The following is a 14,742-nucleotide window of genomic DNA, read 5'->3' on the forward strand; positions in this document are numbered from 1 at the left end:
TATTTTTTAGATTTGATAATATAGCAAGGGGGAATAGTTACTAAGGATTCACAGTAGTGCCGTATTTGGTGTTGAAATACAGAGTAGCTTTTGTGGGAGATGAGCTAGTAGTCTTTAATAAGTCGAATTTATTTGACAATATTTTGTCTACTGGCAATGTATTGACGTTATTGTTAATAGTAATTGGATCTCCTAAAGGAAGAGGTGAAACAAATACAGATTTAATTGGAGCGGTTTGCAAGGTATCAGTGATCTGAATATCCTTTAAATCAATATGGCCTCGATTATAAGCTTCAATTCTATAGGCTATGCATTTACCAGAATCTATTTCTTTTATCTCGGCAATACTAAATACAGGTATTTGTGAAGAAGTACCACTAATGCCATTATAATCGGAGTTAATATTACAGCTATGACCATACTGCGACTTAATTAAGACTAATGAAGCATTACTAGCTTGAACTTCTCCAAAGTCTAAGTTGCGTGAACCATCACTTTCTGTTTTGTAGTCAAACACATTAGCTACTAAGTTTACTTCGCGAACATTAGAGGTAGTATCGACATTATATTCCCAATTATTTGGCTCTACTTGTACGATACAAATTTTCGCTACGCCTACTAATAAACTTGCGGGCACCATGAATTTATATTGACCCAAAGGTACTGATGTTTCCAATATATTTTGTGCTGTCGTACCAGTAATGTTGGTGCCACCATTGGGTCCGCAGTTTGTCAACCGCACCTGTAACCCAGTAGCACCAATACCTGAGTCTCTATTGTTACCGCTGCTGTCAAAAATACCATTAAAATAGTTAGAGTTGCTAGTGAAGGTGTTAGTAATATCTTGTCTAGTATTTTCAATAGCAGGAATTCCACCGTTATCATTAAATACAGAACCAGTGAAAGTGTACTGAGGAGTATAACAATAGCTATCTAAGCGAAGTTGAATTCTCTGAGTAGTGGGACTTGTTACATTGTTCGTGTTACCGTATATTAAAGTCACTGACTTAACAGGTTTGTTAAATAATACAGATCCTTGACAGGCTGATTGAAGAGAAGAAGTACAGTTATAGCTGTTACTAGTAGAAGATGTCTGCAAACCATTTGTGAGTTTGGTTACAATAGAATTAGGTATGGTTTGAAGTGTACCTTCAATGATACCGTCGTTTTCAGTGACACCTGTAATCTTTATTAAATCATCCCATCCTGTACGACTTGATACACTTTTATCAATATCAAATACGCTCAATGCTACCTTATCTAGATAAGTAACTTTACCATTTTTACTGTCCTGAAACTCTAAGGTAATATTCGAGTAAGATGTCGGACTGTTAAAATTTCTATTAATGTCAATAGCAGGATTAGTAGTAGTTCCTGAAATAGTAGTGTTATTACCAGAGTTTTCTATCTCAATATCGTCGATGCTCATTTTTATTTTCAATGAGATGTTTGCTGCAGTATTACCTGAAAATGTAGTTTGACTTGACACATTTTTATAATCCTTTGAAGTAAAACTATTCAAAACATCACTATAACTCCCACTGCTCAAAAAGCCTTTGGTGGATCCTGCTGGACAAACAGCATTAGAGCCAGGGTTGTTTTCAAAAGCAAAAGCAGACCCACTAGCCAAAGAAAACAGCAAAACTCCTATTATAACTAACATTTGTTGCAAGTGCCTACGATATGAAGGCATATCGTTAGCAGTGTGGTATATCATAAAAGCAGAAGATACATTACTAACCAACATTAAGCTCATAGCGGCTATCAATGCCAGTACCCGATATATGTATTCACTGAATAGTTGTGAAATTATTGAATTTAGAACGTATGGCATTTTATGCATATGGTTATCCCTATAAAAAGCTAAAACTTGCTATAAGCGTTTAACTAGTCCTCAATTATTTCACTAACTAAACTAATGTATATATTACGTAACTTAACATATTAAGCAATAATTTCGTAAAAGTCCTACGAAGTGGATGAATGGCAGATATTTCATGACCAGCTACAGTATCTAGTTATAGATGTCAGCTCGTTAGCAAACAATCCTTATATTTCTTTGAAACATTTCTAAAAAAACTAATGATTATTTATTTCAAAAATACTTGTCATATCACCATTTCTTTACAGCTATAAACAACTGCAGCATAAGAGCCTATAATAAAGAGTTATTATCATTTGATAATTGACTATAAAAGTTGGGTTAGCATTTTATTATCTAACCACTTTTAAATACTCAGTTCATATGCGATAGATAGTAGCGCTGTTTTTATTTTGGCTATGTGAGGCTGCTCCAGATTATGAGTTGGTCAAATACTGCTGCATAACCGCACCCTACTATAAATCTCACTTCTTAAAATTAACAAGGAAGTCATTGAGAAAATTATTCCCGCACGACAATATTGAAGTAACACTTTGATTTAATAATATCCTGTCTTCGGGCAGGACTGACTGATAAAAAAGGACAATAGTGATGAATTATTATAAGGATGCTGATAGCACCGAAACCCAAGAGTGGCTGGAAGCGTTTGAATCTGTTATCAAACATGCAGACAAAGATCGTGCTCAGTTTCTGCTAAAAGCTTTATACAACATGGCAGTTCAAGAAGATTTGCCGTTCAATCGTCTCGATACCGCTTATATCAATACCATCGCCGTTGAAGATGAACCGATGTACCCTGGCGACCTAACCATTGAGCGCAAAATTCGTGCTTTGATTCGCTATAACGCATTGGCCATGGTCATGCGCGCGAACAAAAATGACGACGATTTGGGTGGTCACTTAGCAACATTCGCTTCTAGTGCCACGCTATATGAGACAGGTTTTAATCATTTTTTCCGTGCTGCCAGCGATCATTTCGGTGGTGACATGATTTATTATCAAGGTCACTCAGCACCCGGTATTTATGCGCGTTCTTATTTAGAAGGTCGATTGACTGAGGATCAGCTGGATAATTTCCGTCGTGAAGTCGGTGGCAAAGGCTTATCAAGCTATCCGCATCCATATCTCATGCCAGATTACTGGCAGTTCCCAACCGTATCGATGGGACTTGGTCCGATCATGTCTATCTATCATGCCCACGTACATCGCTATATGGAAAACCGTGGTTTGCTAGAGAAAGAAGGTCGTAAGATTTGGACGTTCTTGGGTGATGGTGAAACGGATGAGCCAGAAAGCTTAGGCGCGATTTCTCTCGCTGGCCGTGAAAAGCTAGATAACCTAATCTGGGTCGTCAACTGTAATTTACAGCGTCTTGATGGTCCAGTCCGTGGTAACGGTAAAATTATCCAAGAGCTAGAGTCTGTGTTCCGCGGTGCCGGCTGGCGAGTGATTAAAGTTATCTGGGGTGGTAAATGGGACAGCTTACTTGCTAATGATAAAACTGGCGTGCTCAAACATCGTATGGAAGAAGTGGTCGATGGTGAGTATCAGCTATACGAAGCCCGTACAGCTGAGTTCACTCGCAAAGAGTTCTTTGGTAAATATCCTGAGTTAGAAGAGATGGCTGATGCGCTATCTGATGAGGATATTTCGCGCTTGAATCGTGGTGGTCATGATCCAATGAAAGTGTATGCTGCATTCAGTGAAGCGATGAAAACTAAAGGTCAGCCAACCGTTATCTTAGTCAAAACAGTTAAAGGCTATGGCTTATCGGCTCAAACACAAGCGGTCAATAAATCACATCAGATTAAGAAACTTGATCAAGAAGCGTTGATGTATTTCCGTGATCGCTTTGATTTGCCATTTACTGACGAGCAGCTAGAGACGCTACCATTCTATCGCCCTGAAGAAGGTTCAGCGGAGATGAAGTACCTTAAAGGTCGCCGCGAAGCGCTAGGTGGTCATTTGCCAAATCGCCGCAGTGGTCATATCCCATTGAATATTCCTGAATTGTCGATGTTTGATCGGGTATTAAAAGGCAGCAATGGTAAAGAGCAATCAACGACGATGGTGTTTGTGCGCTTATTGTCAGCCATGCTAAAAAACAAAGACATCCAAGATCGCGTCGTGCCGATTGTACCTGATGAAGCACGTACTTTTGGTCTAGAAGGTATGTTCCGCCAGTTGGGTATCTACTCTGCGGTTGGTCAAAAATATACGCCAGAAGACAGTGAAGCTTTGATGGGCTATAAAGAAGCCATCGACGGTCATATGTTAGAAGAAGGCATCAACGAAGCAGGCGCAATGAGTACGTGGATTGCTTTGGCAACCAGTTACTCTGTTAACGCGTTGCCGATGATTCCGATGTATATTTATTACTCGATGTTTGGTTTTCAGCGTGTGGGTGATTTGGCTTGGGCGGCAGGCGATTGTCAAGCACAGGGCTTCTTGCTAGGCGCAACAGCTGGTCGTACTACCTTGAACGGCGAAGGCTTGCAGCATCAAGATGGTCATTCGCAGATTTTATTTAACGTTGTGCCTAACTGTGTGACTTATGATCCTTGCTTTGGTTATGAGCTAGCGGTTGTGATGCATGATGGCCTACGCCGTATGTACGGTGAAGGCGAGCGCGTTTATTATTACTTAACGCTAATGAATGAAAACTACGAGCAACCTGCGATGCCAGAAGGCGCCGAGGAAGGCATCAAGCGTGGTATGTATTTGCTCGAAGACAATGGTTCAACTCAAGTGCAACTATTAGGCTCGGGCGTTATTTTACGTGAAGTACAAAAAGCGGCGCAGATTCTAAAAGATGAGTTCAATATTACCTCCAATGTCTGGAGTGTGACCAGCTTTAACGAGTTGACTCGTGACGGTATGGTCTGTGATGACTACAACCGCTTGCATCCAATGGATGAAGAGCGGGTGCCATGGGTGACTGAGCAGTTAGCGCCGCATGAAGGTATCGTAGTTGCCGCGACGGATTATATGCGCAATTATTCGGAGCAAATCCGTGCTTGGTTACCAGATAATCGTCCTTATACGACTTTAGGCACAGATGGCTACGGTCGTTCTGATACTCGTGAAAATTTGCGTAGTTTCTTCAACGTTGATGCGGCTCATATCGTGGTTGCGACGCTCAAACGCCTAGCGGATGAGGGTGAAGTTGAGATGCGTTTGGTGAAAGATGCTATTTCAAGTTTAGGCATCGATGTGGATCAACCACCTGCTTGGCAACAACAGCCTTATTATGATCATTCTCCTGATGCACCAGCACCTGGTAATGTCAATCCAAATCCTGTCCCTGAATTTGTCGCTGAAGATGATGATGAAATCAGTAATGAAGGTCGAGCTGAAGACCAAGCGGATGCGACTTTACTTAATAACGGTGATGTCAAAGAATAATAATCATAAGACTAGGAGATAAATCATGGATATTAAAGCCCCCGATTTGGGTGTTGATAGCGCCGAAGTCAGCGAAATTATGGTAGAAGTGGGTGATGTCATCGCAAAAGATGACAACATCATTCTATTAGAATCTGACAAAGCCTCGGTTGAAGTACCAAGTTCCGCTGCTGGCAAAGTCACCAAAATCAGTGTTGCTGTTGGTGATCAAGTCAGTGAAGGTATGGTGCTTATCGAGCTTGAAAGTGCAGAAGACAGTGTGGAAAGTGATGACGATAGCGCTGCTGATGACAATCAACAAGCGAGTGATACAGAAGCCGCTGCTGCTAAACCAGAAACAAAACCTGAGCCTGCGGCAACTGAATCAGCCTCGTCTGACTCTAATGACAAGCCTGCGTCTAACGCTGGTAAATCGACCACTCATGCATTGCCAGATTTAGGTGTTGATGAAGCGCAAGTTTCTGAAATCATGGTCAGTGTTGGTGACATCGTGACTGCAGATCAATCAATCCTATTGATTGAATCTGACAAAGCATCGGTAGAAGTACCCGCACCAGTCGCTGGTAAGATTGAAAAAATCTTAGTTCAGACTGGTGATATGGTTGCCAATGGTCAAGACTTTATCGTTATCATAAGTAGTGGTGCAGATGCTGCTGATGAAAGTGAGTCTACATCAGATAGCGCTGAGCCAAAGCCTTCAGCACCAGCCAAAGCAGAAGAAAAAGCTGCTGCTAAAACAACGGGTGAGCCAAAACAGGCAGAAAAATCTACAACGCCTAATGCGGTCGCTAGTAAGCAAGCTGATAAGTTGACTGAAGCACAGGTCAATGAAAAGTTGGTTGACGTATATGCAGGTCCAGCCGTACGTAAGCTGGCGCGTCAGTTAGGTGTCGATATCACCCAAGTGAATGGTTCGGCACTAAATGATCGCATTCTAAAAGAAGACTTGTTTGCACATGTTAAAGAAAGCTTAAACACTCAAAAAGCGGCACCTGCCAGTGGCAATGTAGCCAGCGCTAGCCTACCAAGCTTACCTGACATGAGCAACGTTGAGATTTGGGGTGAAACAGCAACCCAAGACCTTAGCCGTCTACAAAAAGTCTCGATACCACAGCTCAACTACAATACCTTGTTGCCACAAGTGACCCAGTTTGACTTGTCTGATATCACTGAGACAGAAAAACTACGTGGCGAGCTAAAAGGTAGCATGAAAGCTGAAGGTATCGGCTTCACGATTTTAGCGTTCGTGGTCAAAGCGACGGCCTATGCTTTAACACAGCATCCACGTTTTAACAGTCATTTAAGCGACGACAATACCCAAGTTATCTTACGTAAAAGCGTAAATATGGGCATCGCGGTGGCAACGGATGATGGTCTCATCGTACCTGTTATCAAGAATGTGCAGGATAAAGGCTTGAAGCAAATCGCCATTGAAATTGGTGAGCTTGCGGTAAAAGCACGTGACAAAAAACTCACTACTAAAGATTTGCAAGGCGCAAGCTTTACTATATCAAGCCAAGGTAACTTGGGTGGTACCGCCTTTACGCCATTAGTAAATTGGCCTCAAGTGGGTATTTTAGGCGTGTCTGAGGCAAGCATGCAGCCACGTTGGGATGCTAAAAAGCAAAGCTTTGAGCCGCGTCTCATGTTGCCATTATCATTGTCTTACGATCACCGTGTGATTAATGGCGCAGATGCTGCCGTATTTACCCGCTATATCGCAACATTGCTGGCTGATCCGCGCCGTATTTTGCTGTAAGAATCGTTTGTACTAAAAGGATCTGAAAAAAGAAGACTGCCTTAGGATGGTCTTTTTTTTATGCTAAAAATTTGATACCCCATGGTTGCCAGATTTTTAGCGGTTAATGACTTTAGCACAATCGTTTTTATCTATAATCTTTTTATCTATAATCATTGCCGCTTAAACTTTAAGCACAAAAAAGCCGGCAATTAAGCCAGCTTTTTTTATTCACATTACTTTATGTTATATTAGAAAGTCTTAACAAAAGCAACGCCATATACCCAAGGGCTGATATCAACTTCACCAAGTTCAATGGTCTCACCATTAGCTTTTACGCTGGCGTCTGTTTTGATGTCCATATAGCGAGCATCAATACGGAAGTATTCAGTTGGGGCAAAAGGTATGTCAAGACCGATGTGACCAGCAACGCCAACGCTATCATCAAGTTCTAATTTTTCGAAAGCATCGCTATAGATTTTTTCTTTAAAGAAAGTCGTATAGTTCACACCAACACCAACAAATGGCTTCACATTCATAGGCATGTTGTAGCCATCGAAGTGATACTGTACCGATAGAGTCGGTGGCAAATGCTGAGTTTTAGCATCGATAGTAGCATCGCCAGCAGTTAAGGTAATGTCATGATGGAATGGTGTAGCCGCTAGTAATTCAATACCAATGTTATTGGCAACGAAATATTCGCCGCTAATGGTTGGTTGTACATCACTGTCTACGTCGACACTAATAGTGCCATCTGCCAGTGTACCGTTATCGCTCTTTGGGTCAACCATGTGAGCACCAGCAGCGACAGACCAAGTACCAGCTGGTACAGCAAATGCTGTGGTCATAGTAAGTGCAGCAGCAGTGGCTAAAACTAGGGATTGTAGTTTCATCATTTGATTCCTTAACGTGATAGAAGATTATCGGTGGCTATCTAACGAGGGATGACATTAGGTACCGATACACAATGTTATGATTATTGACTAACCTGTAACATTACAACGCCATTATAATACAAAACCATATTTACTGTAAGGTTTTAAACGCATATTAATGGCTTTTATGGCATAAATTTACCGTAAAAGGTATATTTGTTGAGGTAATTAAACATTACTTAGGACAGTTAGCATTTGTGAAGCAGGACTTAGATTCCTTCATACCGATGTTATACAGAGGTGCGGTGCTAGAATTTGGTCGATAGTCAATGATGCTAAACTCTCCTTGATATTTTTAGAATGTTAAAATGTCAAAAACTTAGAGCCGGTAATGATAGTCTTATTACTTTTCGAATGAATAATGAGAGTGGGAAAAGAGGGGTAATATATTATGCTTGGCTATTGTAGTAATTCTCCTCTACGCTGCACAAACGCACGTTCTGTGACGATATTAGATCGGATGGACTCTTGCTGTCCTGAATGCAACTTATTTTTGCTGCCTGCTCAAGATATCAGTGAGCAATTACGTGCTGACGAACGATTTTTACGCTTCGCTATCATCGCCATTGTGCTGGTGCTAATTTTGTTTGCCTACATGTACTATTTAAATTTAGTATAATCACCGATCATGATTCATACTAAATAAACCAGTCCTATCACTAGTAATGCTTTAAGAGCACTACATCGTCAAGTAGTGATGGGTATGAAATACTGATGGTGACCGAGCATTAATGTCATATTCTGTGATGACTGCTTTATTATACTAATATAAGACCGGTGTTTCACCGCATAGGGACGGCATGCTATTCCAATCTATACGGCGCTTGCGTCTTTTCGTTTACGATATTCTGCAAAATGATGAGCACGATACGCTGTTTAGCCGTTGCGTTGACTACTTTTTGATATTTTTAATCATGACCAATGTAGCAGCGGTTATTGCTGAGTCGGTTGACAGTTGGTATTACCCTTATCAAGAGTATTTCACTTGGTTTGAAAATTTCTCTATCGTGGTGTTTTCTATTGAGTATTTGCTGCGTTTGTGGAGTGTGGCCGAGGAAAAACCAGATGACACCACTTGGCGTCAGCGCTGGGAGTGGTTGAAAAGTCCTTCTGCGTTGATTGATTTAGTCGCCATTGCGCCAGCTTTCCTGAATTTCTTTGTTACGATTGATTTACGCTTTTTACGTATTTTACGTTTATTCCGAATTCTCAAACTGACACGCTATTTTGCTTCGTTACGCATCTTATTGGTGGTCATTAGCAAAGAAAAAGGCTCGTTCCAAGCGGTTATTTTTATTTTAATAATTATGATTGTGACGGCATCTAGTGGCATTTACTTGGTTGAAAACCACGCCCAGCCAGAAGAGTTTGAGTCGATACCTAAAGCGATGTGGTGGGCGGTGGTGACGCTAACAACGGTGGGCTATGGTGATGTCACGCCGATTACCAATGCGGGTAAAATATTGGGTGCGGTTATTACCATATTAGGTGTGGGTCTGGCGGCATTACCTGCAGGTATTTTAGCGACTGGTTTGGCAAATGAGCTGGCTCAGCGCCGTGAAGAGCTTGAACAGGACTTTCGAGCGCAGCTGATTGATAGTGATTTTGATTTGGTGAAAAATCAGATGATGATCGATAAAATTCGCCGTGAGCTGGGACTGGATAAAGAGCAGGCGCAAAATATCGTATTACAGGTATTACGCGAACAAGAGCTTGAGCGCCGCGAAAGAGAAGTGGAAGAACGACAAAAGAATTTTTGCCCACATTGCGGTGAGCCACTGTAAGTCTTTTATAGTGGTTACTTTAGGTTTCAAAAAATGGATATGTAAGAAAAGGGTGCAACGTTATCAGAACGTTGCACCCTTTTTATTAGCAATAAACGGATATTTTATGGTATTTAGATAGCTTGTGGAATGGGTAGCGCACGTGCCAATTCATGGGCGACTTGCTGCGCCGCCGTTGCTAAATCTTCGGCAGGAAGGGGTAAGTTTTGCAGTGTGAGATGCCAATCATCCACTTCTCGGCGTAAATGTGCCACCCAAAGCGTCGTGCAATCACGTGGCAGTTGCTTTAGATTGACTTCAAAGCATCGATTGCCTTCATCATCGCTTAGATGAATCTCGCCTTTTTTGACTCTTGAAAACGGATGACCGTGGTAAGAGTTGGCTATCATAGCAATGTGGGTGATATGTGCTGGGATTTTATCTAAGTAAAGCCTGATTTGCTCTTGGTCAAGAGGTGCCAAATACATCGCTTGTTCGCCGCGATCTTTGCCATTGAGACTGTCGCCTTGATGTTTCACTGATTCCGCTTTATCGCGCAATTGTTTGAACCAAACGATATCACTGATGGTGCAATTTTCGTCATATAGTACGCAAGCCAAATCAATATCAATAGCGCTCTGGTTTTTTTTAAAGCGCTTAAACATGCCTTTTGGCTCAATCTTGGTAAATTCATAGTTTAGCGCAAAAAATAAGGTTCCAGCATCTAAGCCCAGTCCTCTTAAACTGTCTGACAGTAATGGCAATGAGGCAGTGGTCGGCATAACATTCCTTATCTATTTTCGTTCTTCATTTTTAAATAGTGGTAATCGTCTGAATACGGTTAAATTTGAGCGTCATTACTCGCAGTTGTTATTTATGATCAAAAAACTTATCCAATACGGCTTGATGTAACAATGCTGGTTTGGCATTCAATAAACCATTGCCAAAACCACGCAACCACCAAACCAGTTGTGAAGTTAGGTTAACGGTGGCTTGAATGGTGAGCGTGTCATCATCCAACGTAACAGTTTGATCGTCACTGAGCTTGCTCTCAGTCAGGCTTTTGCCCGCTTGTTTGGTGAATTGTAGCTCAATAGCGGTGTTTTTGCCATGATTAGGCAGCTCACCGAATAAAGGGTGGCTAAAGCCCATACCACCAGCATCCAAATAAGTATCGAGTTGGAAACTATCAGGTGTTTGTGCGGCACTTTCGAGAATATCAACGCTAGTAAATCGATGTAGGGCAAAGGTACGAATGGTAAAGTTTGGATCATCAGTACGAGTTGCCAGCAGATAAATAATCACACCGCGCTGGATAATAGCGATGGGATTCAAAAGGTATTCACTGGCCTGTGATTTATTGCTGCGGGTATAGCAGGCTTTGATTTGTAATTGATAAAATAGCGCATGGTAAATATTGTCTTTGCTATCCAAGTCAATATGCGGCGCGATTAATGGCTGAGTGGCAGGCTCGATACGCACTCTGTCGATCCATGAATGGGTGACTTTACTGTTTTTTAGCTGCCGCCTTGCCAAGTCAAACCACGGAAATAATTCATCTAAAATAACAGGTGGTAGTAGCTGAGTTAGATTGGCTTCAACCATATTAAAGGCGACTGCTTGCGATAGATTCATGTGCGGTAAGCTTTGGAGTGGCGCGTCATCACGCCAGCGCCAGCCTTGTGGGTTGGCGTTGTTTTTCTCTATGGGAAAGCGTTTTGCCAGCGCATTTAAGTCGCGCTGAACGGTGCGCAGGCTGATGTCAAAGCCTGCCATCATCAGCTGCTCGTAGATATGGGTTGTGCCCACCCAGCGGTTGCGCTGTAGTTGCGATAATACTTGCCACTGGCGCGCTGTCGTCGCCGCGCCATGGCGATTATCGTTGTTATCTCCTGAGACATGACTGTCCGCTGCCGCTACAGTATTAGCTTGCTCAACAGAGTTCGTTTGAGCATGAGAGTGGTCGGCGTCAGTAGAATGTACAGTCATTAAGCGATAACCTTTATGAAATTACGAGTTGGCTTTTGTATAGCTTAGCGGAGTATTAACCATTCATCATCGCAGAAAAGCATCGTAGCGTCTAGGGCATGTCTTCAATTAGCACACTGACTTATTGATTGGTTTTGGCACGGCTAAATTTCACTATAAATCAGCTTATATGGCGTCAATGCGTGTTTTGGTGGCATATATTATCAATACCTTGATTGATGCCTTGATCATCATTTATAACGACTTCGTTGTGCTCCGCCTTGTCTTTACATTTTTCTTTTTTTCTCTTGTCCCGTTTTTTTTGACGTTTTGCTTTCTGCTTCTTTTTATCTTTCTTTTTGGATTTTTTATCATCAATACCATCGTCATTGTTATCTTGATTTTCATCCCATAACATCAGACGACTTAAGACTTTACCAAACAACGTGTCTTTACGATAGCGACCTTTCTTGTTCATGGTATCGATAGGTAAACCAGTCATCAGCGTCAATGCTTCGCTCAGTGTATAGACACCATAAATATGAAATTCGTTCGCCTTAACGGCAGCAATGATGTCGTCACGCAGCATGAGCTGTTTGACATTGGCCATTGGAATGACCACGCCTTGCTGCCCAGTCAATTCTTGCTCGCGGCATGCATCAAAGAATCCGGCGATTTTAGAATTGATGCCACCAACCGCTTGCACTTCGCCCAATTGGTTCATAGAGCCAGTAATGGCAAATGACTGGTCAATCGGGACGTTTGCTAAGGCAGATAGCAGCGCACAGCCTTCGCTGACGGTGGCACTATCACCATCGATATGGGCGTAGCTTTGTTCAAAAGCGAGCGAGGCGCTAAAGTTGAGCGCATGATGTTGGCTAAATAAGGCGCGCAAATAGCTGGTCATAATCAGCATGCCTTTGGCGTGTAAACTACCGCCCAAATCTACATCACGCTCGATATCGAGAATCTCACCCGTACCGATATTTGGTTGAATGACGGCAGTCAGGCGGGCGGGCATGCCAAACTCGCTATCGGCATAGCTGACCACTGTCAGCGCATTGACTTGTCCAACAGCGCTGCCTTGAGTTTGAATAAGCTGCTGACCGTTTTTTAGCTCATCCCAATAGAGGTCACGCAGGTATCCTGAACGCTCGTCCATATCATCGATGGCTTGTGTGACATGATAGGCGTTAACAATGTTTTTTCCGCTTAAATGCGCGTGGCGGTTAGACTCATGCAACAGCTTGATTAATAAATCACTGTGCAAGCTTAAGCGGTCTTGGTCTTCTGCTTGTAAGCTTAAATGCTCAAGTAGGGCAGCTTGCGCGCTACGATCAAACGGATAGAGATTGGCATAGTCAATGATATCAGCCATTTTCGCGACTAACGCCAATTCGTGCTCACTGCTGCGAGGCACATCATCGTGAAAATCCGCACGTACTTTAAATACCGCATCAAACTCAGGTTCAAGCTCTAACAGCTCATAATATAAGTCTGCTTCACCAAGCAAAATCACTTTAACATCAAGGTCAATGGGGGCAGGTGCTAACGATAAGCTGCCTGTTAAGGTCAGCATTTGTTCAAGGCTTGAGAGTTTGATTTTGCGTGATTGTAGCGCCCGCTTAAGACCCTGCCAAGCATACGGATGCTCAAGTAAGTGACTCGCTTCTAATAGTAAATAACCACCATTGGCACGGTGTAGAGCACCCGCTCGAATCATACTGACATCAGTGGTGACCGTGCCCAATTGGGTGATTTGCTCGACATGACCCAACAAGTTCAAATGCGTTGGCAAGTCCTCAAAGATGACGGGTGCACCGTCGTCCGGCGTGTGACTGACAATGACGTTGACCGCATAGCGACTTGGGGTTGTGGCTAAAACTGCTGTCACAAACTCTTCGTCATCGCCATTGACGATGCGCTCGACATGCGTAACCATGTCGGCAAATACGGTCTTGAGATAATCAATGACCAGCGGGTGACTGGCAAATTGCTCATAAACAGGGGCAAATAAAGGTTGCAGTGCACGACGTGCAATATTGCGATGCAGGGCTTCTATCGCATCATTGGCTTCGTCCTCTAACTGCTCTAACGCGATGGTCAACTGACTTAAGCGTTTTTGCATATGGTTTTTTTGAACAAAGTTATTTAACTCAGCTTCGTATTCACTATTGCCGTATTCAGTATTGTTTTCATTCTGCTCTGCATTCGTAGGATCGTTATACTCGGTGTTAGAAATGCTCGCTTTGCTACTATTATCGCTCACGGATTTACTTTCATGGCTAGCAGATAATTTATGATCACCACCACTAGTTTCTGTCGCGAGTTGACTGGGATGTACAAACACCGCTTTATTATCAAAGGAGCGAAACGTCAACGCCAAATCATATTGTTTGCCTTCTGCATTGAGCACATCATAAGCCTGACTTTCTTTTTGATGCGTGTCATTTTTGATGGCTTCGATTTTGCTTTGATATTGGTCACTACGAAAGCGTTGGCTCAATCGTTTTTTGGCTTGTTGCCATAATTGATTGACTTGCTGCTGCAATAAGGAGGCTTGCCCCGCAGGTAGTCGCAAGGCTAGTGGAGTGCGTGGATCGGTGAAATTATGCACATATACCCAGTCGTCAGGTGTGGGTGCGTCGGCGGCAATGCGCGTTAGCAAGCGGCTGATGACGGTGCGTTTGCCCAAGCCATTTTCACCAGCAGCAAACACATGATAGCCACTGGCTTTGATATCTAAAGCTGTTTGTAAGGCTTTTAGTGCACGCTGCTGACCAAAGCCAACGTCTAGATCTGGTGCCGTGCGAGTATCCGAGGGCAATTCATCAGGGTCGCTATAGCGTTTTAGTTGCTCAGCCGTGACAAGGCAGCGCTGCTTGATATCAATAAAGCATGGATGCGGTGCATTCGGTGTTGCTGATTTGGTGCTTTTTAATTCAATGATGGGTGTTGCCATATTATTAGCGTCTTTTTTATTAGCGTCTCTTGATAATTGAGAGGTAGGGATGTGTGGCTGTTTGGTCATAGGTATAAATTATATCGTTT

General features: G+C 42.6%; 9 protein-coding genes. 4 read left to right on the top strand and 5 right to left on the bottom strand.

The genetic code is table 11. From position 1 onward, the window contains the following. Window positions 1-40: 40 nt before the first annotated feature. On the bottom strand, window positions 41-1,843 hold the full coding sequence (locus JMX82_RS00905; RefSeq protein WP_201538971.1) for a hypothetical protein: 1,803 nt from the start codon (window positions 1,841-1,843) through the stop codon (window positions 41-43). A 630-nt stretch (window positions 1,844-2,473) separates the two neighbouring features. On the opposite strand from JMX82_RS00905, the gene aceE reads away from it, so the two are divergent. Together aceE and JMX82_RS00915 are read left to right on the top strand one after the other, a co-directional pair. Further along, window positions 2,474-5,287, top strand: coding sequence for a pyruvate dehydrogenase (acetyl-transferring), homodimeric type (gene aceE / locus JMX82_RS00910; protein ID WP_055124237.1), 2,814 nt, complete (start codon window positions 2,474-2,476; stop codon window positions 5,285-5,287). A gap of 25 nt (window positions 5,288-5,312) precedes the next feature. Continuing rightward, window positions 5,313-7,046 carry a 2-oxo acid dehydrogenase subunit E2 gene (locus JMX82_RS00915; protein ID WP_201538972.1) on the top strand — a complete coding sequence of 578 codons (1,734 nt, stop codon included), beginning with the start codon at window positions 5,313-5,315 and terminating at the stop codon, window positions 7,044-7,046. A gap of 230 nt (window positions 7,047-7,276) precedes the next feature. Here JMX82_RS00915 and JMX82_RS00920 read toward each other — a convergent pair whose 3' ends face one another. After that, window positions 7,277-7,918 (bottom strand): OmpW/AlkL family protein, encoded by a 642-nt coding sequence (locus JMX82_RS00920; RefSeq protein ID WP_201538973.1) that lies wholly within the window; start codon window positions 7,916-7,918, stop codon window positions 7,277-7,279. A gap of 484 nt (window positions 7,919-8,402) precedes the next feature. Between JMX82_RS00920 and JMX82_RS00925 the strand changes: the two genes are divergently transcribed. Beyond that, window positions 8,403-8,579 carry a hypothetical protein gene (locus tag JMX82_RS00925; RefSeq protein WP_201538974.1) on the top strand — a complete coding sequence of 59 codons (177 nt, stop codon included), beginning with the start codon at window positions 8,403-8,405 and terminating at the stop codon, window positions 8,577-8,579. Between the two features lie 181 nt (window positions 8,580-8,760). Continuing rightward, on the top strand, window positions 8,761-9,744 hold the full coding sequence (locus JMX82_RS00930) for an ion transporter (protein ID WP_087814355.1): 984 nt from the start codon (window positions 8,761-8,763) through the stop codon (window positions 9,742-9,744). A gap of 113 nt (window positions 9,745-9,857) precedes the next feature. On the opposite strand, the gene JMX82_RS00935 is transcribed toward JMX82_RS00930, so the two are convergent. From JMX82_RS00935 to JMX82_RS00945, 3 genes are all read right to left on the bottom strand, one after another. Next, a complete protein-coding gene (locus JMX82_RS00935; RefSeq protein ID WP_201538975.1) occupies window positions 9,858-10,505 on the bottom strand; it encodes a TerD family protein in 648 nt (215 codons plus the stop codon). An 88-nt stretch (window positions 10,506-10,593) separates the two neighbouring features. Next, a complete protein-coding gene (locus JMX82_RS00940; RefSeq protein WP_201538976.1) occupies window positions 10,594-11,712 on the bottom strand; it encodes a helix-turn-helix transcriptional regulator in 1,119 nt (372 codons plus the stop codon). A gap of 175 nt (window positions 11,713-11,887) precedes the next feature. Further along, entirely contained in the window at window positions 11,888-14,722 is a 2,835-nt protein-coding gene (locus tag JMX82_RS00945; protein ID WP_060490849.1) for an ATP-binding protein, read from the bottom strand. Window positions 14,723-14,742 lie beyond the last annotated feature (20 nt).

The organism is Psychrobacter sp. 1044, from assembly GCF_904846525.1.
Classification (GTDB): Bacteria; Pseudomonadota; Gammaproteobacteria; order Pseudomonadales; family Moraxellaceae; genus Psychrobacter.